The 26,998-nt window shown below is 71.1% G+C and carries 24 protein-coding genes; 8 read left to right on the top strand and 16 right to left on the bottom strand.

Annotation, left to right across the window (positions count from 1 at the left end; genetic code table 11):
* Positions 1-3: 3 nt before the first annotated feature.
* On the bottom strand, positions 4-1,950 hold the full coding sequence (locus JYK02_RS19135; RefSeq protein ID WP_207052970.1) for a PAS domain-containing sensor histidine kinase: 1,947 nt from the start codon (positions 1,948-1,950) through the stop codon (positions 4-6).
* Positions 1,951-2,174: 224 nt separating this feature from the next.
* Between JYK02_RS19135 and JYK02_RS19130 the strand changes: the two genes are divergently transcribed.
* A complete protein-coding gene (locus JYK02_RS19130; protein ID WP_207052969.1) occupies positions 2,175-2,888 on the top strand; it encodes an alpha/beta hydrolase in 714 nt (237 codons plus the stop codon).
* A 12-nt stretch (positions 2,889-2,900) separates the two neighbouring features.
* On the opposite strand, the gene JYK02_RS19125 is transcribed toward JYK02_RS19130, so the two are convergent.
* The gene (locus JYK02_RS19125) at positions 2,901-5,513 is read right to left on the bottom strand and encodes a M1 family aminopeptidase (protein WP_207052967.1); all 2,613 of its coding nucleotides are present in this window, start codon (positions 5,511-5,513) and stop codon (positions 2,901-2,903) included.
* A 146-nt stretch (positions 5,514-5,659) separates the two neighbouring features.
* Between JYK02_RS19125 and JYK02_RS19120 the strand changes: the two genes are divergently transcribed.
* Entirely contained in the window at positions 5,660-6,409 is a 750-nt protein-coding gene (locus JYK02_RS19120) for a DnaJ domain-containing protein (RefSeq protein WP_207052965.1), read from the top strand.
* Here the strand turns inward: JYK02_RS19120 and JYK02_RS19115 are convergent.
* From JYK02_RS19115 to JYK02_RS19105, 3 genes are all read right to left on the bottom strand, one after another.
* The gene (locus JYK02_RS19115) at positions 6,406-7,377 is read right to left on the bottom strand and encodes an endonuclease/exonuclease/phosphatase family protein (RefSeq protein ID WP_207052963.1); all 972 of its coding nucleotides are present in this window, start codon (positions 7,375-7,377) and stop codon (positions 6,406-6,408) included. The genes JYK02_RS19120 and JYK02_RS19115 overlap by 4 nt on opposite strands.
* Positions 7,378-7,526: 149 nt before the next feature.
* Entirely contained in the window at positions 7,527-7,925 is a 399-nt protein-coding gene (locus tag JYK02_RS19110; RefSeq protein ID WP_207052961.1) for a DUF3037 domain-containing protein, read from the bottom strand.
* The gene (locus JYK02_RS19105) at positions 7,903-8,685 is read right to left on the bottom strand and encodes a HipA family kinase (RefSeq protein WP_207052959.1); all 783 of its coding nucleotides are present in this window, start codon (positions 8,683-8,685) and stop codon (positions 7,903-7,905) included. The genes JYK02_RS19110 and JYK02_RS19105 overlap by 23 nt, the downstream gene beginning before the upstream one ends.
* Before the next feature lie 153 nt (positions 8,686-8,838).
* Here JYK02_RS19105 and JYK02_RS19100 point away from each other — a divergent pair, with 153 nt between their 5' ends.
* Positions 8,839-9,273, top strand: a complete 435-nt coding sequence (locus JYK02_RS19100) for a MarR family winged helix-turn-helix transcriptional regulator (RefSeq protein WP_207052957.1) — start codon at positions 8,839-8,841, stop codon at positions 9,271-9,273.
* A 49-nt stretch (positions 9,274-9,322) separates the two neighbouring features.
* Positions 9,323-9,766, top strand: a complete 444-nt coding sequence (locus JYK02_RS19095; RefSeq protein ID WP_207052956.1) for an organic hydroperoxide resistance protein — start codon at positions 9,323-9,325, stop codon at positions 9,764-9,766.
* Positions 9,767-9,770: 4 nt separating this feature from the next.
* Here the strand turns inward: JYK02_RS19095 and JYK02_RS19090 are convergent, their stop codons facing one another.
* Entirely contained in the window at positions 9,771-10,661 is an 891-nt protein-coding gene (locus JYK02_RS19090) for a bestrophin family protein (protein ID WP_207052953.1), read from the bottom strand.
* 170 nt (positions 10,662-10,831) lie between these two features.
* Here JYK02_RS19090 and JYK02_RS19085 point away from each other — a divergent pair, with 170 nt between their 5' ends.
* The gene (locus tag JYK02_RS19085) at positions 10,832-12,664 is read left to right on the top strand and encodes a patatin-like phospholipase family protein (protein ID WP_207052951.1); all 1,833 of its coding nucleotides are present in this window, start codon (positions 10,832-10,834) and stop codon (positions 12,662-12,664) included.
* Between the two features lie 2 nt (positions 12,665-12,666).
* Here the strand turns inward: JYK02_RS19085 and JYK02_RS19080 are convergent, their stop codons facing one another.
* The 4 genes from JYK02_RS19080 to sitA6 all read right to left on the bottom strand — a co-directional run bounded on the left by JYK02_RS19080 (position 12,667) and on the right by sitA6 (position 16,606).
* The gene (locus JYK02_RS19080) at positions 12,667-13,911 is read right to left on the bottom strand and encodes a DUF6068 family protein (RefSeq protein WP_207052949.1); all 1,245 of its coding nucleotides are present in this window, start codon (positions 13,909-13,911) and stop codon (positions 12,667-12,669) included.
* 62 nt (positions 13,912-13,973) lie between these two features.
* Entirely contained in the window at positions 13,974-15,143 is a 1,170-nt protein-coding gene (locus JYK02_RS19075; RefSeq protein ID WP_207052947.1) for a DUF6068 family protein, read from the bottom strand.
* Positions 15,144-15,181: 38 nt separating this feature from the next.
* Positions 15,182-15,901 (bottom strand): SitI6 family double-CXXCG motif immunity protein, encoded by a 720-nt coding sequence (gene sitI6, locus JYK02_RS19070; RefSeq protein WP_207052945.1) that lies wholly within the window; start codon positions 15,899-15,901, stop codon positions 15,182-15,184.
* Between the two features lie 3 nt (positions 15,902-15,904).
* Entirely contained in the window at positions 15,905-16,606 is a 702-nt protein-coding gene (gene sitA6 / locus JYK02_RS19065) for a SitA6 family polymorphic toxin lipoprotein (RefSeq protein WP_207052944.1), read from the bottom strand.
* A 125-nt stretch (positions 16,607-16,731) separates the two neighbouring features.
* On the opposite strand from sitA6, the gene JYK02_RS19060 reads away from it, so the two are divergent.
* Positions 16,732-18,753, top strand: coding sequence for a hypothetical protein (locus tag JYK02_RS19060; RefSeq protein WP_207052943.1), 2,022 nt, complete (start codon positions 16,732-16,734; stop codon positions 18,751-18,753).
* Here the strand turns inward: JYK02_RS19060 and JYK02_RS19055 are convergent, their stop codons facing one another.
* The 3 genes from JYK02_RS19055 to JYK02_RS19045 all read right to left on the bottom strand — a co-directional run bounded on the left by JYK02_RS19055 (position 18,754) and on the right by JYK02_RS19045 (position 22,218).
* The gene (locus JYK02_RS19055; RefSeq protein WP_207055200.1) at positions 18,754-20,457 is read right to left on the bottom strand and encodes an amidohydrolase; all 1,704 of its coding nucleotides are present in this window, start codon (positions 20,455-20,457) and stop codon (positions 18,754-18,756) included.
* Between the two features lie 98 nt (positions 20,458-20,555).
* A complete protein-coding gene (locus JYK02_RS19050; protein ID WP_207052942.1) occupies positions 20,556-21,302 on the bottom strand; it encodes a hypothetical protein in 747 nt (248 codons plus the stop codon).
* Between the two features lie 34 nt (positions 21,303-21,336).
* Complete coding sequence (locus tag JYK02_RS19045) at positions 21,337-22,218, bottom strand: AraC family transcriptional regulator (RefSeq protein WP_207052941.1); 882 nt, start codon at positions 22,216-22,218, stop codon at positions 21,337-21,339.
* Positions 22,219-22,300: 82 nt separating this feature from the next.
* Here JYK02_RS19045 and JYK02_RS19040 point away from each other — a divergent pair, with 82 nt between their 5' ends.
* Entirely contained in the window at positions 22,301-22,957 is a 657-nt protein-coding gene (locus tag JYK02_RS19040) for an HAD family hydrolase (RefSeq protein ID WP_242588806.1), read from the top strand.
* A 13-nt stretch (positions 22,958-22,970) separates the two neighbouring features.
* On the opposite strand, the gene JYK02_RS19035 is transcribed toward JYK02_RS19040, so the two are convergent.
* Together JYK02_RS19035 and JYK02_RS19030 are read right to left on the bottom strand one after the other, a co-directional pair.
* Positions 22,971-24,374 (bottom strand): NAD(P)/FAD-dependent oxidoreductase, encoded by a 1,404-nt coding sequence (locus tag JYK02_RS19035; RefSeq protein ID WP_207052939.1) that lies wholly within the window; start codon positions 24,372-24,374, stop codon positions 22,971-22,973.
* 108 nt (positions 24,375-24,482) lie between these two features.
* Positions 24,483-25,256, bottom strand: coding sequence for a rhomboid family intramembrane serine protease (locus JYK02_RS19030; protein ID WP_207052938.1), 774 nt, complete (start codon positions 25,254-25,256; stop codon positions 24,483-24,485).
* Positions 25,257-25,473: 217 nt separating this feature from the next.
* Between JYK02_RS19030 and JYK02_RS19025 the strand changes: the two genes are divergently transcribed.
* Entirely contained in the window at positions 25,474-25,998 is a 525-nt protein-coding gene (locus tag JYK02_RS19025; RefSeq protein WP_207052936.1) for a hypothetical protein, read from the top strand.
* A 38-nt stretch (positions 25,999-26,036) separates the two neighbouring features.
* On the opposite strand, the gene rnz is transcribed toward JYK02_RS19025, so the two are convergent.
* Positions 26,037-26,960, bottom strand: a complete 924-nt coding sequence (gene rnz / locus JYK02_RS19020) for a ribonuclease Z (protein WP_207052934.1) — start codon at positions 26,958-26,960, stop codon at positions 26,037-26,039.
* Positions 26,961-26,998: the final 38 nt, after the last annotated feature.

The following is a 26,998-nucleotide window of genomic DNA, read 5'->3' as shown; positions in this document are numbered from 1 at the left end:
GCTTCAGTGGAGGTGGCGATCGGGCCAGGCGAGCGGGAGGGCGGGCCGCGCGGCGGAGAGTGTCGGCAGCGCGACGTAGAAGGTCGACCCGCGGCCCGCTTCGCTCTCCACCCAGATGCGGCCGCCGTGGCGCTCCACGATGTCGCGGCTGATGTAGAGGCCCAGGCCCAGCCCGCCGTAGGAGCGGGTGGAGGCGTTGCGCGCGCGGAAGTAGCGGTCGAAGAGCTGCTGCTGCTGGTCCTCCGGGATGCCGATGCCCGGGTCCGTCACGGACAGCACGGCGACGTCCTCGTTGAGGGTCAGCCGCACGCGGATGGTGCCGCCGTCCGGGCTGTACTTGAGCGCGTTCTCCAGCAGGTTGGAGACCACCTGCTCCAGCCGGTACGCGTCGCCGTGGACGGAAATGGGCTCCGGGGGTGTCTCGAAGTCGAAGGCGTGGTTGCCCTTCTGGCCCTCCATGCTGGCGAGCGTGTGCTCCACGAGCAGGTCGAAGCGGGTGGCCTCCGGGTGCAGGGCCAGCCGGCCGGCCTCGATGCGGGACGCGTCCAGCAGGTCGTTGATGAGGCCGGTGAGGCGCGTGAGTTGATGGCGCGCGTGGCGCAGCACGCTGGGGTCCAGGTTCTCGCCGCGCTCCAGGCGGCGCTCCAGCGTGGCCAGGCGCAGGCTCAGGGGCGTGAGCGGCGTCTTCAGCTCGTGCGAGGCGATGGAGAGGAAGTCGTCGCGCACGCGCACGGCCTCCTGGGCCTCGCGGTACAGGTGCGCGCGCTCCTCCTCCGCGCGCTTGCGCTCGGTGATGTCCTCCACCAGGACGCCCACGCCCAGCACGCGGCCGTCGGGCGTGCGCACCGGGTAGAAGTTCCCCAGGAAGTTGCGCCGGGGGCCGGGCAGGTGCAGGTCCTCGTCGGAGGTGGACTCCTTGTTCACCAGGGGCTCGCCGGTGCGCAGCACGTGCCGGGGACCCTGCTCGGCGATGGCGCCCGCCTCCCCCAGCAGCTCCGGCAGCGTGTGGCCGACGTGCGCCTCCGCGGGCACGCCGTTGATGCGCGCGAGCGTTTCGTTGACGCGCACGTAGCGCAGGTCCGCGTCCAGGAAGCCGATGCCCACGGGCGCGCCGCGGACGAGCAGGTCCAGCTGGGCCAGGTTCTCCTCGCGCGCGGCCTCCACGCGGCGGCGGTCGGAGATGTCCTCCACGATGCCGACGCCGCCCTCCACGGAGCCGTCCTCGGAGTAGCAGGGGGCGAAGCGGATGCGCACGGGCGTCACCTTGCCGGTGGTGAGCGCGCGGTAGCTGCCCTCGAAGTCGCAGTTGTGGCCGGCCAGCGCGTCGCGCACGCAGGCCATGATGCGCTCGTCGCTCAGCGTGTAGAGGTGCAGGCCCACCAGGTTGCGCTTCGACGTGCTGATGATGTGGGCGAAGCGGTCGTTGCACGCGGTGATGATGGGGGCGCGGTCGAAGTGGAAGATGCCCAGGGGGGCGTTCTCCACGACCAGCCGGTAGAGCCGGTCCGCCGTCTCCTGGTGGTGCGCCGCCGCGCCGGGGCCGCCGGGGACGTGCTCGACCGGCTCCTCCAGCGAGTCGATGACCTCATGCAGCCGGCGCATGGTGAGGACGATGCGCTCCTGCGAGTCCACCCCGATGGCGCCCACCGTCAGCTCCACCTGCAGCTCCACGCCGTCGCGCCGCCGGGCGAAGATGCGAGTGGGCCGGCCTCCGAGCATCTTGCGGCGCGAGAGCAGGTAGCGGGGCAGGGAGACGCCGTGGAAGTGGTGCAGGCGGGGCGGGAACAGGTCGGCGACGGGCCTGCCAATGAGCTGCTCCCGGTCCCAGCCGAGCAGCCGCTCCGTCGCCGCGTTGACGTACAGGATGCACTCGTCGGCACCGCACGCGACGATGGGGTCTATCGCCGCGTCCAAGATGGCCTCCAGCTCCCGTGCGGCTCCTCCAGCCATGCCTTGCTCCTGGTGGGGGCCGGCCCCACGTCCCTCGCGTGAGGCCGTCCCTGGCCGGGACATGGGGGCTCCCCGGCGTTGGCGGGCGCGCGTCTTGGCGCCCGTGCGCGTTTCCCTTTGACTACAGGTACACACTGCGAGCTCGAACGGCGCGGCGAACCTGGATACCCGGATGCTGTCAGCCCCCCTGGAGGATGAGCAGGCGGGCGGGTAGAGCAGGGGGCATGCGTGAACTCCGGACCCTTGCCCTGTTGCTCGCCGTGCCGTTGCTGGGAGGGGCCTGTGCCGGCACCCGGGGTGCCGCTGGAGTCCCGCTCGTCCACCGGAGCGAGGCGGTGGGCGCTCCGAACCCGGAAGCGCTGCTGGTGGCCCTGCACTCCTCCGGGTCCACGCCCGCGTTCTGGGACGAGCATGTCCAGTCGCTGGGCATCCCGGTGCGCACGCTGCTGCCCCAGGGCCCGAGGCCCCGCCGCGACGGCTTCACGTGGTTCCAGGCGGACCACGAGGCGAAGACGCAGGAGGGAAGGACGGAGGACGTGGAGCGCATGGCCGCGCGGCTGGCGGAGCTGATTCGCGAGGTCCGGGCGGCGCACCCGGAGGTCCGCCGCGTGGTGGTGACGGGGTTCTCCTATGGCGGGGACCTCGCCTGGATGCTGGCCCTCCGGCACCCGGAGCTGGTGGACGCGGCGGTGCCCATGGGGACGCGGCTGCTGGGAGAGCCCACGGGGGCGTTGCCGCACCGGGTCCGGGTGCTCCAGGGAGAGCAGGACGCCATCATCCCCGTCCAGCGGACGCGCGAGCGGGTCGCGGCGCTGAAGGACCGGGGTGTGCCCATCGTCCTGCGGACCTACCCGGACCTGGGCCACGACCTGTCGCCCGCGTTGCTCGAGGACTGGCGCGCGTTCCTGCGCCAGGCGCTGCAAGGGCCCGTGGACTGAAGCCCCCGCGGATCAGCGCTTGCGCTTGGGGGGCGGCGTGCGGCCGCGCTTGGGAGCGGCCTTCTTGCGCGGAGGCTTCCCCACCGTGGCGGCGGGCCGGGTGTTCAGCGTGAGCGTCTCCAGCTTCTCGCGCAGGGTGCGCGTCTCCTGCTTGAGCGCGTCCAGTTCCTCGCGCAGCGACGCGACCTCGCGGGCCTGGGGGGCGCCCTCGCGCAGGGAGCGCACGGCCTCGCGGGCGTAGCGCCGGGTGCGCGGGTCGCTGAAGGTCGTGCCCTCCAGCGCGGGCAGCAGGCGCCGGTCGCCCAGCGTGGCGGCCGCGTCGCAGACCGCCAGTTGCACGCGGAACTGCGGGTCGCGCAAGAGCTGCGCGAACAGGTCCACCGCTTCACGCTTGCGGTGGGCCACCTCCGCCAGCTTCGCCACCGCGCTCACCGCCGCGCGGCGCAGGAACGGGGGCTGCCCGTACTCCGTGCGCGCCACGGCCACCGGGAACGCCGCCGCGTCCTGTGTCTCCGCGAGCCCGTCCATCGCGCCCGCGCCGATGACGTCCTGGAACGACGGCCTCGCGGCCACGGCCTCCAGCAGGGGCAGCGCGTCCGGCGCACGCACGCGGCCCAGGGCCCGCGCGGCCTCCGCCTCCACGAAGTAGCTGGCGTCCCCGGCTTTCAGCAGCGCGCGCAGGCGCGTGGCCACCTCCACGTCGTGGCGGAACTCTCCCAGCGCGGCGATGACGGCGCGGCGCACGCGCGGGTGCTCGGTGACGGCCGCGTCCAGGAGCAGCGCGCGGGCCTCCGGCGTGCGGATGCGGCCCAGCGCCTTCGCGCACGCGGCGCGGGTGGCCCAGAACAGCTTCACATCTCTCAGCGCACGGCCGAGCGCCTCCACTGAACGCAGCCCGCCGTCCTTGCCCAGCGCGTGCGCGGCCTCCGTGCGCGCGCGGGCCTCCGGTGCCTTCTCCAGCTCCTCGCGCCACAGACCCACGGCCTTGTCCACGTCCAGCGTGCCCAGCACGTCGCGGCGCGGATCCACGCGCACCTGCGTGGGCGCGGCGGGGCAGGGCAGGTGGAAGCGGTGCTCCGCGTCCGTGAGCTCCAGCCGGTGGTGCGTGTCCTCGCCGTTCACGGTGACGGCCACCTCCAGCGGCAGGCGGAACACGGGCGTGCCCGAGTCCGTGCGCTGCGTCTGGCGCACGCTGATGCGCAGGCGCGCGTCGTCCGCCTCGTAGCGGACCTCCACCTTCAGCTCCGGGTGGCCGGGGGAGAAGACGTACTGGTCGAAGACGGGGTCCAGGTTGTGGCCGGTGGCCTCCTCGAAGGCGCGCGCCAGGTCCACCGTCTCCACCACGCCGTGGCGGTGGGACGCGACGTAGTGGCGCAGCGCGCGCACGAAGAGGTCGTCCCCCACGCGGCGGCGCAGCTCGTGGAGCACCAGCCCGCCCTTCTCGTAGAGGTGGCGGTCGAAGAGGTCCATGGGCGCCTGGAACTTCCGCGCGACGATGGGGCGCGCGTAGCGCTCGCGCGTCTCGGACAGGTACGCCTCCAGGTCGAGCGCGCGGTGGTGGTCCGCCTCGTCCCGGTTGTCCCCGCGCTCCTTCCAGAGCACCTCGAAGTAGGTGGCGAAGCCCTCGTTGAGCCAGCCGTGGGGCCAGTCGCGGCAGGTGAGCAGGTCGCCGAACCACTGGTGCGCCAGCTCATGGGAGATGAGCGGTTCGGCGTTGTAGTCCAGGTGCGCCCGAGCATCGTGCAGCACCGTGTCCACCAGCGTGGTGGCGGTGGTGTGCTCCATGCCGCCCAGGATGAACTCCGTGACGAACACCTGCGCGTAGCCGCTCCACGGGTAGGGCTCACCGGTGAGGGCTTCATACGCGGCGATCATCTTCGGCGTGCGCGCCACGCACCGGAGCGCGTCCTCGCGGCGGCCCTTGGGGAACAGGTAGCGCAGCGGCGTGGTGCCGGCGGTGTCGGTGGCCTCGTCGAACTCGCCCACCACCAGCGTGACGAGGTAGGGCGCGTGCGGCTGCGCCATGCGGTGGTGCTGGGTGCGCCGCTCGCCGGTGGTGACGTCGCTGACGAGCACGCCGTTGGACAGCGACGTCATGTTCGCCGGGAAGGTGGCGACGACCTCCGACGTGGCCTTCTGCGCGGGCGTGTCCAGGCAGGGGAACCAGCATCTCGCGTCGATGTCCTGCCCCTGCGTCCACGCCTGGAGCGGGCGGTCCGGATAGCCCGCGTCCGGGCCCCAGAAGTAGAGGCCGCGGCGGGGACGGGCGCGGTAGGTGAGCGCGATGTCGCACGCCTGGCCCGCCTCCAGCGCGCGCGGCAGCTCCACGCGCACGTGGGCGCCGGAGTTGGAGAAGACCGCCGGGTGGCCGTCCACGCGCGCGCCGGTGACGTCCAGGTCCACGGCGTCGAAGGTGACGGTGGACACGGTGCGGACCGCGGACACGCGGGTGGTGCAGATGCCGGCCAGGGTGCGCTGGGCGAAGTCCAGGTCCAGCTCGATGCGCACGTGCTCGGCGCGCACGGGGCGCGGCGCGGCGTAGTGCTCGGTGGCGCCGGGGAGGCTGAACGGATGCGGGTCGGAGGACCCGGCGGCGGCGGGGGCGTGGCGGTGGCAGCAGCGCATAGAGGGGGGTGACTCTTTCGCAAGCCCGCCCCCGGGTCGAGTCGCTTTGAACCACGCCTTGCCGGAATTCCAGGAAGTGGACGGGGGAGGCGGGCGGTGCGGCGGAGGTTGAGAAACGGCGGGGGCTTCCCCAGGATGGGAGGACCGTGCAGGCCGTTCTCTACTTCTCCGACAAGCAGGTCCGCGAGAAGCTCTTCGCCTTCGTGGACGCGGCGCAGGGGCTGCTGCTGGTGGCGGGGGTGCGCCACGGCGCGGGCATGACGCGGCCGCCGCAGGCGCGCGAGCCCTTCGCCGCGCTGGAGGACCTGTTCGGGCACGTGCTGTCGCAGGTCATCGTGGCGGACGAGGGCACGACGGCGGGCATGTGGCGCGACCCCCTGGGGGACCTGGGCGACCGGCTCCATCCGGACGACAAGAAGCGAGCCTACGCGGCGGCCACGGGCTACGTGCTGCTGGAGGACGGCCGGCCGCGCGCGGTGGTGCGCAAGCACGCGAGCCCCACCGAGGACCTGTGGTTCCTCCAGGAGGCCCTGAGCCGCCTGACGACGGCCATCCCCGCGCCGGACCCGGCGAAGCGCCCCGGCCACCGCCGTCCGGAGCCCACACCCCGAACACCGCCGCGCTACGAGTCCGCGAGCGATGAAGCCACGCCCCCGCGAGGCCGTCGTGCCGTGAACCCACCGCCCGCCGCGCCCGAGGCGAAGGACCCGTGGACGGTGCTGGGCATCGAGCGGGGCACGCCCAGGGATGAAGCGCGCAAGGCGTTCCGCGCGCTCATCGCGCAATACCACCCGGACAAGGTGGCCCACCTGGCGCCGGAGTTCCACGCGCTCGCGGAGCGCCGTACGCGCGAAATCCTGGACGCGTGGGAGGCGCTGGAGCGCGACGGGGACTAGGTCAGCAGCACCGGCGCCGGCGTCTCCAGCCGGAAGCGCGCGATGAGCGGCACGTGGTCTGACAGGCCGTGGAAGCGACTGTTGAGGTCTCCGAAGGGCCGCGTCTCATCCGTGTCCAGCCAGCTCACGCCGCCGCCGGAGAACAGGTGGTCCAGGTGCATGCGCATGTGCATGAAGCCCGCGGTGGGGAACGCGCGGGACAGGGCCGGGTTGATCTGCCCCACCGCAGCCTGCGCGCACGTCAGGTGCGCGTCCCCCGTGAGGTAGCGGTACACAGGCGACGACGGCGGCGAGTTGAAGTCCCCGCACACCACGAACGGCTCCTCCTTCGCGTGCAGCCCGATGAAGCCCGTGAGCTTCTTCGCCTCGTGCAACTGGTTCACGCCGCAGCCCATCTTGTCGCGCGTGGCCCAGAACTCGCGGGCGAACGGCGTGGGCAGGCTCAGGTGCGTGTTGAAGATGTGGAACGCGCGCTGGTCCGCGCGGCGGATGACGCGCATGTGCGCGCAGATGCGGCTCTGCTTGCGCTCCTTGAGCCCCTGCACGTGGTGGTGCGTGATGTGCTCCGGCGCCTCCACGTTGTGCCGGTCCACCTGGAGCGTGCGCGTGTTGACGAGCATCGCCAGCCCCGTCGTGTACAGCGACACCTCCCGCAGCTTGTAGTGGTGCGCGCGGAAGTAGAACGCCTCGTAGGGCATGTCGCGCCCCTGGAGGGCGAACGTCTCCTCCACGCGCGCCATGAACGCCTCCAGCTGCGTCTCACCCGGGCGGACCTGCCGGTGGGCGATGTTGCTGCGCAGCGACGCGGTCTCCACCTCCTGGAGGCACACGATGTCCGGCAGGGGGTCCAACGTGGCCAGCGCGGCGGCCACCCGGCGCTTGGGCCCCACGGTGCTCGCGAGCCCCCGCAGCATGTGCCCGAAGTAGCGGACGTTGTACGTGACGATGCGTAACGCTGACGGCTCCATTGCGGCTCGCCACCTCCCCAGGCCTCGCGACGAAAAATGGGAAGCCCCGGCGCGAACGTCCAGGCCTCCCCACTCTCTTCACGTTGGGATGCGCCGCCGCCATCCGCGATGTGCCGACAAGCGGACGAAGCGCCCGCCCGTCCGCCTGCTCACGGAGCGGGCTTCACCCGCACCATCGTGTCCAGCAGGTGCTCCAGCGCGCGGTCCGGGTCGTCACACAGGCCCGCGTGCACCGGGCCCGTCTGGAGCATCGTGCTGCGGGGCGCCACCAGCCAGTGCCAGCGCTCCTTCTGCGGCAGCCGGCCAATGGGCCCCGCGTCCTTCCCACCCACGCACACGCGGCGGAAGCTCTCCAGGTGGCCGCCGAGCAGCTCCACGTCCGCGTCCGGTGACAGCGCCTTCAGCCGCGCCACGTCCAGCTCCACGCGCGCGCCCAGGTAGCGGTGCTGCACGCAGAAGAGGACGACGCCCACGTTGATGAACTCCTCGCGCTCCACGCGAGGCACCAGCCGGATGATGGCGTAGTCAAACGAGCTGGGCGTGGGCACGCGTCGCCTCCTCGATGAACGCCGGCGCCGCTTCCAGCCGGCGCAGCAGCCACGTCACGTACGCCGCGCGGTGCTCCGCCGTGGACGCGAACGCGGGCTCCTGGCCCAGCCACGCCTCCGGGATGGCCCCGACGATGCGCTCCACCACCTCGCGCGTCACCCGCTCGCGCAGCAGGTCCCCGGCCTCCGCCAGCCCGTGCGCCCACGGCAGGAGCACGTGGTCCTTGATGGGCGCGAAGCGCGTCTGGCTGCGCTCCTCCCAGCCGTCCCAGGAGTGGTGGAAGTACATCGCCGCCCCGTGGTCGATGAGCCAGAGGTTGCGGTGCCACACCAGGAGGTTGGGGTTCTTCGGCGTGCGGTCCACGTTCGTGACGAACGCGTCGAACGCCACGATGGCGGACGCCACCTGCGTCTCCGGCACCGGCACCGCCAGCGGGTCGAACGTCACCGAGCGCGGCAGGTAGTCCAGCGCCAGGTTCAGCCCCGCGCTCGACTTGAGCAGCTCGCGGATCTCGCTGTCAGGCTCGTTGCGGCCCAGCGACACGTCCAGCTCCACGAACACCAGCTCCGGAACGCGCAGGCCCAGCACGCGCGCCAGCTCTCCGGCCAGCAGCTCCGCGATGAGCGCCTTGGCCCCCTGGCCCGCCCCACGAAACTTCACGACATAGAGCCCCGCGTCGTTCGCCTCCACGATGGCGGGCAGCGAGCCCCCTTCGCGCAAGGGCGTCACGTAGCGCGTGGCGGTGACCGTCCTGAGCATCCCTCGTCCTCGACAGTTCCCGGGCACTCCGGGGGTGGCGGCTGTACCACACGGCCCTGCCCGACGGGGGAAACACCCTCCACCTGACCTCGCTTCCCATGGGGTCGCCCAGATTCAGTTGCGCGCAATTGAATTGCGCACTACATATTCTCCATGTCGACGGATGACCTGCTCCGGTTGGACCTGCAGCTGTGCTTCCCGCTCTACGCGGCGTCGCGAGCGATGGTGCAGGCCTACACGCCGCTCCTGGCGAAGCTGGGGCTCACGTACCCGCAGTACCTGGTGATGCTGGTGCTGTGGGAGACGGATGGCGTGACGGTGAAGGAGCTGGGGGAGAAGCTGTTCCTGGACTCGGGGACGCTCACGCCGCTGCTCAAGCGGCTGGAGACGCTGGGCTTCGTGCGCCGCGAGCGCTCCCAGGAGGACGCGCGGTCGGTGACGGCGTCGCTCACCGCGCAGGGAAAGGCGCTGCGCCGCAAGGCCGCGTCCGTCCCGGAGGCCATCGTCTGCCGCACGGGTTTGACGCTGGAGGAGCTGTCGCGGCTGCGCCGGGACGTCCTCAAGCTGTTCGAGAAGCTTTCAAAGTAGTGCTGAAGACACGCGGTTTTCACTCACGACGTCACGAAGGAGCACCCCCATGGCCCCGGTCCAGATCTCTCCCCTCTACTCCACCACCGCCATCACGCACGGTGGCCGCAACGGCAAGCTTGCGCTCGAGAACAGCCCGCTGAACGGCCTGGAGCTGGCCATGCCGAAGCAGTTGGGCGGCTCCGGCAAGGAGTCGGCCACCAACCCCGAGCAGCTCTTCGCCGCGGGCTACTCCTCCTGCTTCGAGAGCGCGCTGCGCCTCGTCGCGGGCAAGGCCGGCAAGAAGCTGGATGAGAAGACCGGCGTGAAGGCCGCCGTCACCATCGGCAAGACGCCGGAGGGCGGCTTCGGCCTGGCGGTGGAGCTCACGGGCATCCTCCCCGGCGTCTCCCGTGAAGAAGCGCAGAAGCTGATGGAGGCGGCCCACCAGGTGTGCCCGTACTCCAACGCCACGCGCGGCAACATCGAGGTGAAGCTCTCCGTCGCGGAGTAGTCCTTCACGGACCCGGGCTCTCCCTGGAGGGAGGGCCCGGCAAGAGCGCGAGGAGGTTGTTCTGGATGTTCTGGCAGATGGTGTCGAGCGGCAGGTCGTTGTCGTCCGTGCCGAAGGGGTCTTCGATCTCGACGCCGATCTCCTCGATGCCAAAGAAGACATACGCCACGACGAAGGTCGCGACCACTGTCACCCAGCCGAAGGTGTCCACCAGCGCGAAGGGCAGGGTGAAGCAGTAGAGGATGAGGGCGCGGCGCAGGTGCACCATGTACGCGAAGGGCATGGGCGTGCGGTGGATGCGCTCACAACCGCCCAGGTAGTCCACGAGCAACTGGACGTTCTGGTCCAGCTGCATCTGGACGTACTCCGGATACAGCCCCTGCCGGCGGCCTTCATCCAGGACGGCCGTCATGCGGCGGGCCACGGCGAGCGGCACGTGCTGGGCCTTGAGGACCTCCGTCACCTCCCCCTGGGGCAGGGGTTCCGTGCGCGGCCCCACATGCCGCTGCTGGCCGCGCAGCCACGCGGCGGTGGCGAAGGGGAACGCGGCCGTCCAGTGCACCAGCGGGGCGTAGAGGGGAGTCTTGCCCAGGAAGACCTCCGAGGCGCGGACCAGGTTGCGCGTCTCGTTGACGATGCCGCCCCACAGCTTGCGTCCCTCCCAGAAGCGGTCATAGGAGGCGTTGGTGCGGAACACGAGCAGCAGGCTCAGCGAGATGCCCGCCAGCGTGTGCACCGTCGGGGCCACGCCCACGTTGCGCACGTGCTGTGAGAAGCCCACCACGGCCGCGGACCAGACGACGCACATCAACACGCGGCCGACGATCTCCTTCACCATCGAACCGCGCAGGTAGTGGAAGTAGCTCCACCAGCGATGCGGGTCATACTCAACCATGTGGGGTCCATCCTCCGGGTCGGGGGCGCGCATGCTAACCGCACCGCGACGCGTCGCGAGCGGGGCTTTGCGAGATTGCGGATGCCTGACGTTTCGGGTGATGGCCGGGCGTCGGGGGCATCGGCTAAGGAGGAGGAAGGTCCGTTTCCTCTCCTGATGGAGGTGTCTCCATGCGCCGTCACCTCACGCCGCTGCTGATGTTCCTCGCCGCCACCGCGGGCGGTTGCAGCTTCATGCGCACGGACGTGCTGCTGGACACGCTCAACGCTCCGGACGCGTCGCCGCCCAAGGACATGCCGTCCCGCGTGCCGGCGGTGGAGCGCGTGGCGGGGCTGACGCGCGCGCAGTTGATGGACTCCTACGTGGACCCTGCGCGCACGGGCGCGTGGATGGAGGCGCTGGGCGCGGCCCCGGAGGCGGTGCTGGACATGACGGCGTGTCTGGTCCAGCACGCGGGCAACGACACGGCGTCCTGCTATGAGAACGCCGAGCGCACGGGCTACGTGGACCGCACGGTGAAGGCGGCGGCGTGGGGCGTCTCGGCTCCGGTGCAGTCCTTCTCCGTGTCCGCGCCGCCCGTGGAGGAGGTGGACGCGCAGCGCTTCCTCGCGAACGCGATGGGGATTGGCCCGTCGCTGGCGGCGCTGCAGCAGTCGCTGGAGGTGCCGCTCACGCGCGAGGTGCTGGCGCAGGGCATCCAGCGGGGCGCGGCGTCCGCGGCCGCGTACGTGCGGGCGCGCTCGTGGCGCAGGGATTTGCAGCGGCCCAGCAACGCGGTGGTGCTGAGCGGCGGCGGGGCCAACGGCGCGTTCAGCGCGGGGGCCATCTGGCGGCTGCTGGGCATCCTGGAGCAGTGCCGGGGCAAGCCCGCGCCGGAGGGCTGCGGGGACGCGCGAATCGACCTGGCGGCGGGCACGAGCACGGGCGCGCTCATCAGCACGCTGGTGGACCTGTTCCACACGCCGGGCCAGGAGGCGAACGCGCGCAAGCAGCTGCTGGGCAACTACACGTGCACGGTGGAGTCGGACCTGTACTGCGTGAACTCCACGTGGCTGTGGAACCTGGCGGACGACACGCGGGGGCTGGTGCGCTTCGACGGCGTGTTCTCCAAGCTGGACGCGTTCGTCCAGCCGGAGATGCTGCACAACGGCACGGAGCTGGTGTCGGTGTCGGTGGACTTCCAGACGGGCGACGTGTTCGGCGTGAGCGACCAGGACCCGGCGGACTTCCGGCCGGGCGCGTCGGACAAGCTGCGCAAGGGCGGGATGACGAACGCCATCGTGGCGTCCATCGCGGAGCCGGTGCTGTCCAACCCGGTGGGCGTGCTGCCGTCGGCGGCGGGCGACCGCACGGGGACGTACTACGACGGCGGGGTGCGCTCGGGGCTGCCGCTGCTGCAGGCGGTGCAGCGCGGGGCGGAGCGCGTGCTGGTGATTTCCACGGGCGGGGTGAACCCGTCGCCAGCGGGGGACCCGAAGAACGCGATGAGCGTGCTGATGCGCACCATTGATTTGTTCGTGGCGCAGCCGCGCGTGGGCGAGGTGCAGCAGGCGGAGCTGCTCGCGGTGACGCGGCGGATGGGTGAGTACAACGTCTGCACGTTGCGTGGCGCGACGGAGGAGTTCTGCCGCCGCAAGGGCCCGGGCTTCCAGCCGCCCGCGCTGGGGCCGGGGGCGGGGCAGGCGGTGTGGATGGGCTCCGCGCGCTTCGACCAGGTGGCCACCAGCTGGCGCAGCGCGTGGATGTTCAAGCCGGAGACGGGCCTGGCCACGGCGAGCGGCTACTCCTTCACGCCGGAGGTGATGCAGCCGCTGTTCGTGGCGGGCGTGGAGTCCCTGCAGAAGCGCTGCGCGGAGGTGATGTCCCTGTTCGGCGTCCAGGGCACCCTGGCGGCGAGGGAGTGCGCGCGCCCGCTGGTGGAGGTGGCGGACGAGGCGCGTGAGGCGCTCCCGTCCGTGGCCCAGTGCCGCGCGGACAAGCCGGAGCGCCGCACGTGTGACTGACGCTACTTCGCGCCGTCCTTGACCCACTTGCCCCAGCCCGCGAGCGCGGTGGCGTCCTCGGCCACGCGCTTGCCCTTGGGCGGGGCGCGGAAGACGGCGTCGGAGAGCGGGGTGAAGCGGGCCTCGTCCGCGAGCCCCTGGAGCGCGGCGCCCCACGGCTCGGCGGCGTAATAGGTGACCTGGACGCGGCGCTCGGCGCCCTCGCCCGCGGGGGCTTCGAAGACGGTGGCGGGGACGGGGTGCTGGCCGACGGTGAAGGTGTCGCGGCGTGACGGCGCGGTGCCGGCGGTGATGGGGGGCCACTGCTGCGGCTGGCTGACGGCCTCGCTGACGGCGTGGAGGACGGCCTCTTCCAGGGGCGTGGTTTCGGCGTCCTGGAAGTCCGCGCACGGCGCATCGCCGGAGGGGCCGGTCAGCTCCTTGCGCAGCACGAAGCCCCCTTCCGCGCCCAGGCAGACGCGGCGCACGGAGGATGTGCCGGAGAGGTCCTGGCGCACGTCGTACCAGGTGCCCGGGCCCCACGCGTGGTCGAGCACGGGCACGGTGCCCTCGCCGTCGCTGCCCTGGCGGAAGGACACGAGCGTGAGCTGCTGGCTGCCGCTGGCGCCGAAGCCGGAGAGCGTGGTGCTGGCGTCGAGCAGGCCATGGGTGAGGTACAGCGGTCCGGGCTCGGTGGCGTAGAGGCGGTTCTGGAGGGGGCCGTCGCTGGGGCGGCGGTCGTCCAGGAAGCGGCTCGCGTCCCAGGTGCGGCCGGCGGCGGTGGTCTGTTCGGTGGAGCGCTGGCCGCGGTGTTCCGCCTTCCGGGGCTGTGTCTCCTCCAGGCGCATGGGCAGCACGCGAGGCTGGGAGAGGCGAGGGTGGGCCAGGGGCTTGCCCTGATCATCCGTGAAGGTGACGGTGAGCCACGCCCACGGCGCCTGGACGGCGACGACCTCCAGCGCGACATGGCCCGCCACGCCGACGCCGGCGTCCGAGCCCGGGCGGCCCCGGTGGGCGGAGAAGGCGTACTCCACGCGGTCGCCCACGCGGGCACGCTGCCATGGGGACAGCGTGGCGGGGGTGTCTTCAGGAGTGGGGGCGCCGGCATCCGGAACGGAGGCCTGGATGGGGACGGAGGCGTCGGGCGGTTCAGTGGCGGTGGTGCCGTCGGAGGGGGAGACGGCACGGGGCTTCATGCTCTCGCAGCCGGTGCTCAGCAGGAGCGCGGAGCACAGCAGGAGGGGAGCGCGGAAGAGGGGGCGTCGCATGCGGCCGCTAGATACACGGAGCCCCGCATGGATCCGCGTGCACGGTGGCTCCGTGTTTCGGGTCAACGTGCGCTGGTCGACAGCTCGGAGGGCTCCAGCCATGTGCCCCAGCTGGAGAGCCGGGAACTCGCGTTGAAATGGTGCACGCCTGCCCAGGGTTGCCAGACCGTTTCCACTGACAACGCATTGAAACGGGCCTCCATGGGGAGCCCCCGGAGCACCGGGCTCCAGACGTCGATGGCGAAGCCATGGACGTTCACCTTGAGGCTTTCATCCGTCATGGGATCCGGTTCCTCGTGGAACCAGACAGGCAAGGAGTCCCGCCCCAACTGGAGGTGGCCCTGCCGCGAGAGCGGAGCACCGGGGGCGCGAGGCGGCCAGATGGACACGCCCACGGACTTGTTGACGAGGTTGAGCAGTGCGTCCTCCAGCGAAAGGACCGCGGCTCCCTGGAAGTCCCCGCACCGCTTTCCGGCCTGCGGTCGGGGCCAGATCTTCCGCAAGAGGTAGCCCTGTTCAGCGCCCAGGCAGACCTGCCTCTCGAAAATGCCTCGACTGGACTGCTCCCGTGTCTCGTACCAGGTGCCGGGGCCCCAGGGATGGTCCATTGCGGGAGGCGTTCCCTGGGGGGCACCGGAGCCCCGCTGGAAGGACACGAGCGTGAGCGAGTGAATGGCGTAATCGCCGGGGCTGACCGCGCCGAAGTAGATCCTGAGCAGGCCGTTGGTGAGATAGAGAGGTCCGGGAGTCGTGGCATAGAGCCTTTGCTGCATGGGGCCATCTCCCACGGAGTCGTCACGGGCGAACTGCCGTGCGCTCCAATGTTGACCTGCGGCAAAGGCCCAGAGGCGGGTGATGCGGGTGCTGCCGTCCTTGATGGGGTCGGGGAGATTTGGTGGGGCCTGACCCATTCGCATGGGCAGCACGAAGTCATGGCTCAGGAACGGATTCGGATGGGGTTGGCCGTCGTTCCGCGTGATGCGGATGGAGAGCCAGACCCAGGGAGCCTGGACGGCGACGACCTCCACGAAGAGCTGGCCCGCCGAGGAACTGCCTCCCCAGTTCGAGCCGGAGACGGTCGCGTTGAAGACATACTCCACGCGGTCTCCCACGCGAGCGTCCTGCCAGGACCTGGGGGCTTCCTCCGTGGAACTCCCGGGAGGGGACTCCGTCACGCTGAAGAAGCCCCTGGGCCGGGAAGTCCCGCAGCCCATGAGCAGGACCAGGGCCACCCCAACGAATCCCTGGCGGAAAGACAGTCGTTGCATTGTTACTCCACGGTGATCTCCCGGTAGACCACGTCACTGGGGCCCAGCCGGTTCACGGTGTCAACGAAGCGTTCGGAGACGACGATGCGGGTGGTGCCTGCCACGCCGAAGAGGTCCAGGTCCGCGGGGAGCGACTCACCGTATAGCCAGCGCTCCGGTGGGAGCGAGAAGCCGTTGTTCCCACAGGACTCGAGACAGGGAGGCACCCGGTCCCGGTCCTGGATGCACGCGGGATGCAGCTTCGCCAGCGGACGTGCCTCCAGTTCGTACTGCGGGAGCTCTTTCGTGCGGCGGTTCCGCAGCTCCGCCCGGACTGGGATGATGCCTTTCAGTCCTGCGTCTTGAATCGCTGTGAGCGTGTCCTCACGCACGAGGACCTGCCACGAAGGCATCGCCGTGATGGGGCCGAACCGGCCCATCGCCGTGCCCACGAGGGGACCGAACCTGCATCCCGGTTCGAGCTGAATCTCCGGGGGGGCGAAGGCGCGCACCAGGGCCGCGCGCCTCTCGTACTCCTCGCGAGTCTGCGGCCAGACGCTCTTCAGGTCATCCTTCTCGGGGAGGGCGGAGAGGTCCACCGACGGATATGCCGTCATGCCTCCCCAGGCGTCACATCGTGGGCAGAGGACGCTGGGCAGATACCATTGGCGTTCCGCGCGATAGGACCCACTCCAGTGCCGGGAGTCCAGGTCGTCTGATTCGGTCAATTCGAAGTAGCGCACCTGTCAGTCCTCTACCGGTATGGGCGCAAGGTCAACCTGTTGCCAGTAGGTCATGCTCAAACCAAAGAGACCGTACTTCTGAATCAGGTAGGAGGCCTGTTCGAAGTGCGCGGGAGCGAGTTCGTTGAGGCCCTTCATCCGGATGTAGCGCAGCCAGTCCTGGTTCCATGGACCTCCGTCCGCTCCACGGTGGATACGTTTGTGCAGGTCCGCATCGATGGCGATCACGTACTGGTGGATATTGATCTGCTTGGAATCGAAGTGGTCCTTGAACGCCTGCGGGAAGATGTGGTGCCGCTCCTTGGGCCGCTTCGCCCACTCCTCCAGCGCCTTCTGCCGCTTCACCTCGCTGGGCAGCTTCTCGCGCGGATACCAGCGGAACACCATGACCGGCGTCGCATCACCCGGAAGACCCTGGGCGCTGCCCCACGTCCGCTGCGGCCCACTGCCCGGAGCCACGAACACTGGCGGCGCGAGCGCCGCGCGCGTATGCACCACGCGGCCCGGCTCCAGGTCCTCGCACCGGAACAGCGCGCAGGATCCATCCACGCACAGGGGCGCGAGGCATTGGTCCTCGTCCCCGTCCGCGCACTCACTTCCGGTCTCCGCCTCCGCCCAGAAGACCTCCGGCGAGAACGCTGGCGTGGACGGCGTCGACGCACAGCTCCAGAGCAGCCCGACCCACAGCCAACACAGCGCGCGCATGCATCTCCCGGGAATGACGCTCCGTGCAGCATGCCAGGGCCGTTGCCCCCACCCGGAGTGGAACCCTGTCCCCTGGCACTGCTAGACCAGCCCCCCAGGTCCACACCGCACCCGGAGCCCCGCGCATGCCTTCGCCCCTGTCCATCCGCCGTGTCGTCCTCTACAAGCACGGCGTCGGCTACTTCGAGCGCCGGGGGAAGGTGACCGGCAGCGAGACCGCGCACCTGGACTTCAAGGCGCGCGACATGAACGACGTCCTCAAGTCCATGACCGTGCTGGACTTGAACGGCGGCTCGGTGTCCGCCGTGAGCTATGACTCCACCAAGCCCCTGGAGCAGCTCCTCTCCGAAGCCACCATCCGCATCCCCGAACACGGCAGCCTCACCGCGCTGCTCGGCCAGGTGAAGGGCGCTCGCGTGCGCGCCCGCGTCGGCGGTGCCCAGGTGGAAGGCGCCATCGTCGGCCTCGAATCCCTCCCCGTCGTGCAGGGCGAGGCCAGCGTCGTGCGCCCCTTCCTCACGCTGCTCGTCGGCGCGTCGCTGCGCACCTTCGACGTGCTGGAATTGGGCGAGCTGGAGTTCCTCGACGAGGCCGTGCGCAAGGACCTGGAGTTCTACCTGGCCACCGTCATGTCCTCGTACAAGAAGGACTCGAAGCGGCTGTCCATCCTCACCGCCGGAGAGGGCTCGCGCGAGCTGTTCGTCAGCTACGTGCTGGAGTCCCCCGTGTGGAAGACCAGCTACCGCATCCTCCTGGATGAAGGACAGCCGCCGCTCCTGCAGGGCTGGGCCCTGGTGGACAACACCGGCGACGAGGACTGGGTGGACGTGGAGCTGTCCCTCATCGCCGGCCTGCCCGTGTCCTTCGTCCACGACCTGTACAACCCTCGCTACCTGCGCCGTCCCGTCGTGGAGGTGCGCTCGGAGACCGGCGTCGCGCCCGTCATCCCCCAGGAGGCCCACGAGAGCGCCTTCGAGCCCTCCATGGACATGGCCGCGGACGATGAGTCCTTTGGCAGCGCGGGCGCCGCCCCCGCCGCCAGCATCATGCCCATGGCCGCGCCGCCCCCGGCCCCCGTCATGCGCGCCAAGGGCGGCCCCATGATTGGCGGCGGCGGACGCGACATGCGCGCGATGCTGGAGCAGAGCACCGCCGTGACGACGCTGACGAAGGAGGTGGGCGACCTCTTCGAGTACGGCGTGGACCGCCCCGTCACCGTGCACCGCAACCAGAGCGCGCTCGTCCCCATCCTGCACCGCCCCTTCGAGGGCCGCCGCGTGCTGCTCTACAACCGCGCCACGCGCGAGAAGAACCCGATGGCCTGCATCGAGTTCAAGAACACCACCGGCCTCACGCTGGAGGGCGGCCCCGTCACCATCACCGAGGACGAGACCTACGTGGGCGAGGCGATGCTCGACACCCTCAAGCCCGACGACGTGCGCTTCGTCCCCTACGCCGTGGAGCTGTCCTGCACCGTGTCCGTGGAGGAGGACCTGGAGGACGGTCCGGTGTTCCGCGCGCGGCTGGGCCGGGGCACGCTCATCGTGGAGTTCTTCCACCAGCGCCGCACGAAGGTCCTCGCGCGCAACAAGGCGAAGCGCCCCCAGACGCTCTACGTGGAGCACCCGCGCACCGGCTGGGAACTGAAGGACACCGCCGCCCCCGCGGAGACGACGGACGGCTTCTGGCGCTTCAAGCGCGAGCTGGCCCCGGGCACCACCGACACGCTCGTCATCACCGAGCGCACCCGCGGTCATCGCCAGTACTACCTGGGCAACGTGGGACTGGAGGAGGTGACGTTCTTCCTCGACTCGCACTACATCGACCCGCGCGTCGCCCAGGCGCTGCGCGACGTGGTGGCCATGCGCGAGAAGCTGTCGCAGGTCACCCGCGACGTGCAGCGGCTGGACGAGGAGCGCACCCAGCTCTTCCGGGACCAGGAGCGGATCCGCTCCAACATCGACTCGCTCAAGAGCGGCGCGTCCCAGCGTGAGCTGGTGGAGCGCTTCGTCACCAAGCTCAACGCGCAGGAGGACCGGCTGGAGAGCATCGGCCGGGAACTGGAGCGACTCGAGCAGGAGCGCACCCGTCTGCAGACGGAAGCGAACCAGCGCATCGAGTCGCTCTCCTACGAGGCCGACCTGTAGCTACTTCGCGGCCGCGCGGAACACCTCGCGGCCCGCGACCACCGTCAGCCGGACCTGCCCGGTGAGCAGGTCCGCCGGGGGCGCGTCCACCGGATCCACGGACAGCGCCACGAAGTCCGCGTCCTGGCCCGGCTTCAGCCGGCCGCGCTGCCCTTCCGCGAAGGACGCGTAGGCCGCGCCCACCGTGAAGCCCTCCAGCGCCTCCTCGCCGCTCAGGCGCTGCTCCGGCTGCCACCCGCCCGGCGGCTGGCCGCTGGCGTCCTGCCGCGTGCGCGCCGCGTACAGCCCCGCGAGCACGTCCGGACGCTCCACCGGGAAGTCACTGCCCAGCGCCAGCACCGCGCCCGCGGCCTTCAGCTTCTGCCACGCATAGGCGCCCTGGATGCGCTCCGGGCCCACGCGCTTCTCCGCCCAGGGCATGTCGCTGGTGGCGTGCGTGGGCTGCACGCTCGCGATGAAGCCGTTCGCGCCCAGCCGCCGGATGTCCTCGTCCGTCATGATCTGCGCGTGCTCCACGCGGGGACGCGCGTCCTTCGTCCCCTGGGCCGCCAGCTCACGCAGGACCGTGTCCAGCACCAGCGTGTTGGCGCGGTCACCAATCGCATGCGTCGCCACCTGGAAGCCGCGGCCCACGAAGGCGTGCACGCGCGCGGCGTACTCCTCCGGTGGCAGCAGCAGCAGGCCGCGGTGGCCGGGCTCGTCGCTGTAGGCCGCGCCCATCGCCGCGCCTCGGCTGCCCAGCGCGCCGTCCAGGAGGAGCTTCACCGCGCGCATCGTCAGGAGCTTCCCCTGGAAGGGGCCGTCCTTCAGGTACTGCACGCGGTCGTCCGACTGGCCATCCGCCATGGCGTAGACGCGCAGGGGGAGGGTGCCCGCCTTGTCCCAGGCCTGGAGCAGGCGGAAGGTCCGCAGGTCCATGCCCGCGTCGTGCACGCCGGTGAGGCCCACGCGCGCGCAGTGCTCCAGGGCGGTGCGCAGGTGCGCTTCGTGCTGCTCACGGGTGGGCGGGGGCAGCACCTTCATCGCCAGGTCCATGGCGTTGTCGATGAGCACGCCGCTGGGGTCGCCCCCCGGCAGGCGCAGGATGCTGCCGCCCTCCGGGTCCTTCGTGTCGCGGGTGATGTTCGCGCGCTTCAGGGCCGCGCCGTTGAGCCACAGCGCGTGCCCGTCGATGCGCCACAGCGCCACGGGCGTGTCCTTCAGGTGCTCGCCCATGTCCATGAGGGTGGGGAAGCGCGGCGTGTCCCAGTCGTTCTGGTCCCAGCCCTGACCCACCAGCCAGTCCCCCTGGTACGCGGTGGCCGGGGCCTTCTCCAGCCGCTGGCGCACCTCCTCCAGCGACGTGGTGCCCTCCAGCCGCACGCTCGCGAGCGCCTGGCCCAGCCCGGCCAGGTGCCCGTGCGCGTCCGTGAGGCCGGGCACCACCGTCGCGTCGCCCAGCTCCACCACGCGCGCGGTCTTCCCCGCGGCGGCGAGCACCTCCTCGCGCGTGCCCACGGCCAGCACCTTGCCGTCGCGCACGGCGAGCGCCTGGGCCTCCGGCTTCGCGGCATCCAGCGTGCGGATGCGTCTGGCCACGTACACCGTGGGCGCGTCCTCGACCGCCTGTTCCGCGGGCGTGCCCTCCGGCACGCGCCGTGAGCAGCCCGTAGCGCCCACCCACAGGACCAGCGCCCCCAGCATCCAACCGAGACGTCCTCGCATCATTCGCGCACCCGCCATGACCGTTCGCCCGGGAAGGCTTCCCGGGACATCGCGCGCGGCACTCTGACGCACGCCCCGCGCGACGGCCAGTCTGGCGATCAGCGACCGACGCGCAGCGTGTATGTGTAATCCACGGGCGCGCCGAAGGGCGCCAGGGCCCGCACGTTCACCACGTGCTCGCCCGGGGAGAGCTGGAGCATCAGCCACCACCCGTCCGTCACGCCGCGCTGCTCTCCGCCCACGAGGCACGGGTCGGGAATCTTCCCCACGAGGCTGGGGTCCGCATCGAACGTGAACAGGCCGCTGGTGTGGCGGTGGGGGCGGGTGTCCACGCGCCGGCCGTCCACGGTGACCACCAGGTCCTGCGTGCCATTGTTGAAGTCGAGCGCGCCCTGGCGCAGGAAGTCCTCCAGCGTCTGGCCCGGCGCCGGTTCGAAGGACGGGTCGGGGCACGGATAGTCATTGATGATGACCCACAGCGGCACCAGCACGGGCTTGTTCCGGGGGACGCGGCACGTGCGCTGGTACGTGGTGTCCAGGTCGTACGTGGGCACGAAGTAGACGGGGCCGTCCTGGTCCTCGTCGCAGTCCTGCTCCAGCCGCAGCATGGGGCTGCGGTCCGCGGGCACGCGGAAGTGCCAGCGGTACCACTCCTTCGCCCACGCGCTGATGGGGCGGCCGTACACGCGCGCTCCCGGAGGCAGCACCACCGCGCCCCCGGGCCGTGCGTCCAACGCTTCTTCGGAAGACGTGGTCGCGGGCACCGCTTCGTCCGCCGTCGGCTCCGGCGCGCAGCCCATGAGCCATCCCGTGAGCACCGCCACCGCGATGATGCTTCGCTGCATGTGTGGACCCCTCCTGTCTCAAGAGGGCTCCAACCTACGGACGCGCGGGCGTCTGGGATTGTACGTGCTTGCGCGGTCCACGCCCCGCGAGCGCCGCGGCCCGGTACTCGCCGGGCGTCACCCCCAGCGTGCGGCCGAAGTGCTTGATGAGGTGGCTCTGGTCCGTGAAGCCCGCCGCGAGCGCCACCTCCACCATGGGCAATGGCCCCGCCAGCAGCTCCTGCGCCAGCCGCAGCCGCAGCGCCCGCTGGAACACCTGCGGCGTCTGGCCGAACTGCCGGTGGAACGCGCGCACCAGGTGCCACGGGCTGAGCCCCGCGACGCGCGCGAGCGCCTCCAGCGACAGGTTGCGCGTGGGGTGGGCCTCCAGCAGCTCGCGCGCCCGCTTCACGCCCCGCTCGCACGCGGTCGCCCGCCTCCGGTACGGCAGACCCGAGTGCCGGCGCAGCAGCGCCACCAGCAATCCCAGGAGCCGTTCTTCACGCTCCAGCAGGGACACGGCGCCGTCCTTCAGCGCGTCGAACGTCACGGTGAAGCGCTCCATCAGCACCGCGTCCTGGAGCATGGGCGACGCGAAGCCGGGCAGGGTGCCCGCGGGCGCTCCCGTCTCCTCCGCCGCGCGGATGAGCAACGCGGGCGGGACGTAGAGGATGCGGTAGGCCCATCCGATGGTGGAGTCCGCGGCGCGGCCCTCGTGCATCTCCCCCGTCGACACGGCGAGGAGGCTGCCCACCGAGGCCAGCACCCGCTGCCCCTGCAGTTGCATCGACTGCGCGCCCGCGTCGTAGGCGACCAGGGAGAAGACATCATGCGAGTGTTTCGGAAAGGCCCACCGGGTGTACGCCGCCCGGTGCAGCTCCAGCCCGGGCACCTCCGGGGCCACCCAGAAGCCGTTCTCTTGCTTCGCGCGTCGCATGTCGCCCCCCGGTGGCGCACCCCTCCAGGGAAGGGAGCGCACGGCGGGCGCAAGCATAGGGACACGCGGCGCCGGAAGGCGTATGGAATGGCGCGTGAGCACTGTCACTCCTCGCGGCATCTGTTTCGACCTGGACGGCACGCTGGTGGACTCGCTGCCGGACATCATCGACAGCTTCCTCCATGGCTTCACGCACCACGGCCTGCCCGTGCCCTCCGTCGCGGAGGTGCGGGCGCTCATCGGTCAGCCGCTGGAGGACATGTACACGCGCTTCGCGCCCGAGCACGCCGTCACGCTCTGCGCGGCCTACCGCGAGCACTACCCGCTGAACTTCCACCGCCGCTCCCGGCCCTTCCCCGGCGTCGAGCGCGTGCTGCGCACCCTGCGCGAGCGGGGCTACCTGCTCGCCGTCGCCACCACCAAGCGCGGCGACATGGCGCGGCGCTTCGTGGATGCGATGGGATTGGGCGGCCTGCTGCACCACGTGCAGGGCACGGACGGCTTCCCGCACAAGCCCGCGCCGGACGTCATCCACCACGCCCTGAAGGCGCTGGGCACCGGCGGGCTGTGGATGGTGGGCGACACCACGCTGGACCTGCGCGCGGGCCGGGCCGCGGGCCTCAAGACCTACGCCGTCACCTGGGGCACGCACGCGCAGGACGAGCTGGCCACCGCCGCGCCGGACGAACTCCAGCCCGACCTGGAGCGGCTGCTGCACCACCTGCCACCGCTCGGGTGAAGCGCACGGCGCTTCAGTGCTGCGTGCGCGGCTGGAGCGCCTGCACCTGCCGCACCTGCTGACGGCTGTTGAGCGGCAGGGCCGGCAGCGTGAGCTGATCCAACTCGCGCGGGCCGATGAGCTGCACCACGTCCTTGCGGAAGATCAGGTCCAGCGTCCAGCCCATGGCCACGCGCACCTTCGTCTCCAGCTTCGGCAGCTTGAACAGGTAGACGGTGCGCCACAGCACCCACGCGAAGGTGCCGGAGAACTTCAGCCCCAGGATGCGCGCCACGCCCGCGCGCCGGCCAATCGCCGCCAGCTGTCCCAGCATCTTGTAGCGGAACGCCTTGCCCGGCTGACCCTTCAGCGCCGCGCACACGTTGCGCGCCGCCACCAGCCCCTGGCGCATCGCGTGCTGCGCGGTGGGTGGGCAGGGCTTGCCCCCATTGGTGACGTCCGGCACCGACGCGCAGTCGCCCAGCGCCCACACGCCCGGGAAGCCGGGCACCTCCATCTGTGCGTTCACCTTGAGCCGGCCGCGCTCCTTCTCGCACGGCAGCGTCTCCAGGAGGGACGGCGGCGTGACGCCCGCGGTCCACACCACCGTCTTGGTGGGCACCACCGTGCCGTCCGGCAGCTCCACGCCGGCCTCCGTCACGTCCTTCACGTGGATGCCGGTGCGCACCTCCACGCCGTGCTCGATGAGCTTCTTGCGCGCGTACGCGCCCAGCTCCTCGCCCAATTCCGGCAGCACCTCCTTGCCGCCGTGCACCAGCATCACGCGCACGTTGGCGTGCTGGATGTTCGGGTAGAAGGGCAGGGCGCCGTGGATGAAGTCGTTGATGGCGCCCGCCGTCTCCACGCCCGCGAAGCCGCCGCCCACCACCACGAAGGTGACGATGGCGTCGCGCTTGCCCGCCGTCACGCAGTCCGCGTCCGCCTCCTCCAGCCGGTCGATGAGGCAGTTGCGCAGGAGCATTGCGTCGCCCAGCGTCTTCATGGTCAGCGTGTAGTCACGCGGGCCCGGCTTGCCGAAGAAGTTCGTTTCCGAGCCCATGGCCAGCACCACGTAGTCGAACGACAGCGTGTGGCTGTGGCCGTCCAGCCCGCCGTGCGCCACGGTGACCTTCTTCGCCTCCAGGTCCAGCCCGCTGACGTCGCCCTCCACGAACGTCAGGCGCGGCAGCAGCTTGCGCAGCGAGATGACGATGGCGGTCGCGTTCAGGTCGCTGGCCGCCACCTCGTGGAGCATGGGCGTGAAGAGGAAGAAGTTGTCGCGGCTGACGAGCGTCACCTCCACGTCGTCCCGCCCGCCCAGCTGCCGCTCCAGGTGCAGCGCCGCGTACATGCCCGCGAAGCCGCCCCCCAGGATGAGCACCCGCTTGCGCGGCGGTGTCTCCACGCAGAGCCCTTCCGACTTCTCATGCGCCCCCATGCCCGTCTCCTCGTCACGCGAAGAACACCACCCCCCAATGTCAGGGCGCTCCTTCGCGTCCGCACCTGAGGCCAGCGGGGGCCTGTCCCCCCGCTCGCCGGGCGGGCGCTACGGGTGGTTCGGGTGCATGCGGTGCCGCCACGTCGTGCGCTGGGTCGTGTAGCGGGGGTTCTCGAAGAACTTGATGAGCACCATGCCCGCCACGAACCCGCCGATGTGCGCCCAGACGGCGACGCCGCCGGACACCTCCGGCCGCAGCGTCATCAACTGGGGCAGGCCGGTGATGACCTGGAGCACGAACCACCACACCAGCACGGCCCACGCGGGGATGGGGAAGACGCGGATGAAGATGAAGAGGATGAACAGCATGTTCACCCGCACGCGCGGGTAGAGCACCAGGTACGCGCCCAGCACGCCCGCGATGGCGCCGGACGCGCCCACCGTGGGCACCGGCGACGTGGGGTCCACCGCCACGTGCGCCGCCGCCGCCACCAGCCCGCACAGGAGGTAGAACACGAGGAAGCGGAAGCGCCCCATGCTGTCCTCGATGTTGTTGCCGAAGACCCAGAAGAACAGCACGTTGCCCAGGAGGTGCCCCCAGCTTCCGTGCAGGAACATGGACGTGAGCGGCGTGAGGCGGTTGATGGCCTCGTTGTCCACCACGCACGCCAGCCCGTCTCCCAGCGGCACCGCCTGACCCAGCGGCGCGCGGCCGGAGAGCTCCCCGGGCACCAGCCCCAGCTCGCAGATGCTGGTGGCCAGCGCCACCACGTTGAAGCCCGCGCCCTGGAAGAACACCCAGGTGAGCCCCAGGGCCGCGAGCAGCAGGTACGTCATCACCGGGGTGCGCAGGGTCGGGTTGTCGTCGCTGATGGGAATCATGTCCGCCCGCCAGCATGGCCCTCCCGCCGGGGGCGCGGACGGCTTCGTGCACGCGGATGTGCGGCGCCGGACGCATCACCGGGAGGCAGGGGGGCTCCTACCAAACGAAGGTTGCCTGATGAGGGTAACCCCATCGCGCACGGGCCCGGACTTGGCTTCCGGGGCCGCCCCGCGCGATGTTCCGCAACCGTCTTTCCCTTTCATGGAGTCCGGAGCAATGAACCCCTCGAAATCGTCCCGCGCCTCGGCGCTGCTCGTGGTGTCCGTCCTCGCCCTCGCCTTCAGCAGCGGCTGTGCCGCGCGCCGGCAGCAGGCGTACCTGGAGGACAAGGCCATGGGGCACGTCTACCGCAAGCCCATCGCGGAGGTGTGGCCGGCGGCCGTCGCCCTCCTCCAGGAGAAGGGCTACTCGCTGATGAAGGGCCAGCAGGGCTTCGAGGCGACGACGGAGTGGCTCATGACCAGCGCCCCGTCCTCGCTGGGCACCGCCTACGCGCGCTACCACGTGCGCGGCACCGAGCGCGGCCCCGGCCAGTGCTCCGTGGAGATCCGCCGCCAGGACCGCTCCGAGTCCCGCGCCGCCGACAGCACCGACGGCCGCGCCAAGGAGACGGGCGAGTCCGCGGTGGGCGCCGGCAACTCCCAGATGCGCCGTGACTCCGAGCTGGAGTGGGAGCTGCTCCAGAAGGTGGACCCGGACGCCGCCTCCGCCCTCCAGGCCGAGGCGAAGAAGGTCGAGTAGTCCCGCACTCCCGGGGGCTGCCGCGCGCGAAGCGAACCTCAATCGCGCAGCGGCAGCTCCACGGTGAGGCCGTCGTGGGCCACCTCCACCGGCCCCTTGAAGGCCTCGCGCGCCTGCGTGAGCAGCCGCCCGGGGTCGGTGTCGTGGCGGCTGGACAGGTGGGTGAGGATGAGCCGCTTCGCGCCCGCCTCCTTCGCCACCTGGCCCGCCTCCCGCGCGGTGGAGTGCCGCGTCTCGATGGCGCGCGCCTGCTCGTCGTCGGAGAAGGTGGACTCGTGCACCAGCAGGTCCGCGTCCTTCGCCGCCTGCACCAGCGCGGAGCAGGGCCGCGTGTCGCCGGAAATCACCAGCCGCCGTCCGGCCCGCGACTCGCCCAGCACGTCCTCCGGCTTCACCACGCGCCCGTCCGGCAGCGTGACGGACTCGCCCTTCTGGAGCTTCCCGAAGGACGGCCCCTCCGGCACGCCCAATTCGCGCGCCTTCTCCAGGTGGAAGCGCCCTGGACGCCCGTCCTCCGCTAGCACGTAGCCCAGCGCGTGGATGCGGTGGTCCACGCCCACCGCCTGCACGGAGTAGCCGTTGCGGCGCACCACGTCTCCGTCCTTCAGTTCGTGGATCTCCACCGGGAAGGCCGTGGACTCCAGCCCCAGGTGCACGGCCTGGTGCAACAGCCGGCGCGCCGGAGGCGGCCCGTAGAGGTGCATGGGCTCGGTGCGGCCCATCATCCCCAGCGTGCGCAGGAAGCCGATGATCCCCAGGTAGTGGTCCGCGTGGAAGTGCGTGAAGAACGCCGCTTCCACGGTGAAGCCCGTGCCAAAGCGCACCATCTGCCGCTGGCTGCCCTCGCCGCAGTCGAACAGGAGCAGGTCCGCGTCCGCCTTCACCGCCAGGCCGGACAGGCCGCGATGCAAGGTGGGCTGAGCGGCGGAGGTGCCCAGGAAGGTGAGCCTCAGTAGGGACATGCCGGCGCTTCCCACGTCGAGAGTGACCTCCTCGCACG

The organism is Corallococcus macrosporus (assembly GCF_017302985.1).
Lineage (GTDB): Bacteria > Myxococcota > Myxococcia > Myxococcales > Myxococcaceae > Corallococcus > Corallococcus macrosporus_A.
This window is presented reverse-complemented; position numbering and strand designations above follow the sequence as displayed.

What these genes read in the sequence shown, in the direction of transcription:
- JYK02_RS19080 (WP_207052949.1), bottom strand. Translation starts at nt 13,911, where the DNA reads ATGCGACGCCCCCTCTTCCGCGCTCCCCTCCTGCTGTGCTCCGCGCTC.
- JYK02_RS19060 (WP_207052943.1), top strand. Translation starts at nt 16,732, where the DNA reads ATGCCTTCGCCCCTGTCCATCCGCCGTGTCGTCCTCTACAAGCACGGC.
- JYK02_RS19055 (WP_207055200.1), bottom strand. Translation starts at nt 20,457, where the DNA reads ATGCGAGGACGTCTCGGTTGGATGCTGGGGGCGCTGGTCCTGTGGGTG.
- JYK02_RS19115 (WP_207052963.1), bottom strand. Translation starts at nt 7,377, where the DNA reads ATGGAGCCGTCAGCGTTACGCATCGTCACGTACAACGTCCGCTACTTC.
- rnz (WP_207052934.1), bottom strand. Translation starts at nt 26,960, where the DNA reads ATGTCCCTACTGAGGCTCACCTTCCTGGGCACCTCCGCCGCTCAGCCC.
- JYK02_RS19035 (WP_207052939.1), bottom strand. Translation starts at nt 24,374, where the DNA reads ATGGGGGCGCATGAGAAGTCGGAAGGGCTCTGCGTGGAGACACCGCCG.
- JYK02_RS19125 (WP_207052967.1), bottom strand. Translation starts at nt 5,513, where the DNA reads ATGCGCTGCTGCCACCGCCACGCCCCCGCCGCCGCCGGGTCCTCCGAC.
- JYK02_RS19095 (WP_207052956.1), top strand. Translation starts at nt 9,323, where the DNA reads ATGGCCCCGGTCCAGATCTCTCCCCTCTACTCCACCACCGCCATCACG.
- JYK02_RS19030 (WP_207052938.1), bottom strand. Translation starts at nt 25,256, where the DNA reads ATGATTCCCATCAGCGACGACAACCCGACCCTGCGCACCCCGGTGATG.
- JYK02_RS19040 (WP_242588806.1), top strand. Translation starts at nt 22,301, where the DNA reads ATGGAATGGCGCGTGAGCACTGTCACTCCTCGCGGCATCTGTTTCGAC.
- sitA6 (WP_207052944.1), bottom strand. Translation starts at nt 16,606, where the DNA reads ATGCGCGCGCTGTGTTGGCTGTGGGTCGGGCTGCTCTGGAGCTGTGCG.
- JYK02_RS19085 (WP_207052951.1), top strand. Translation starts at nt 10,832, where the DNA reads ATGCGCCGTCACCTCACGCCGCTGCTGATGTTCCTCGCCGCCACCGCG.
- JYK02_RS19130 (WP_207052969.1), top strand. Translation starts at nt 2,175, where the DNA reads ATGCGTGAACTCCGGACCCTTGCCCTGTTGCTCGCCGTGCCGTTGCTG.
- JYK02_RS19090 (WP_207052953.1), bottom strand. Translation starts at nt 10,661, where the DNA reads ATGGTTGAGTATGACCCGCATCGCTGGTGGAGCTACTTCCACTACCTG.
- JYK02_RS19105 (WP_207052959.1), bottom strand. Translation starts at nt 8,685, where the DNA reads ATGCTCAGGACGGTCACCGCCACGCGCTACGTGACGCCCTTGCGCGAA.
- JYK02_RS19025 (WP_207052936.1), top strand. Translation starts at nt 25,474, where the DNA reads ATGAACCCCTCGAAATCGTCCCGCGCCTCGGCGCTGCTCGTGGTGTCC.
- JYK02_RS19050 (WP_207052942.1), bottom strand. Translation starts at nt 21,302, where the DNA reads ATGCAGCGAAGCATCATCGCGGTGGCGGTGCTCACGGGATGGCTCATG.
- JYK02_RS19135 (WP_207052970.1), bottom strand. Translation starts at nt 1,950, where the DNA reads ATGGCTGGAGGAGCCGCACGGGAGCTGGAGGCCATCTTGGACGCGGCG.
- JYK02_RS19045 (WP_207052941.1), bottom strand. Translation starts at nt 22,218, where the DNA reads ATGCGACGCGCGAAGCAAGAGAACGGCTTCTGGGTGGCCCCGGAGGTG.
- JYK02_RS19100 (WP_207052957.1), top strand. Translation starts at nt 8,839, where the DNA reads ATGTCGACGGATGACCTGCTCCGGTTGGACCTGCAGCTGTGCTTCCCG.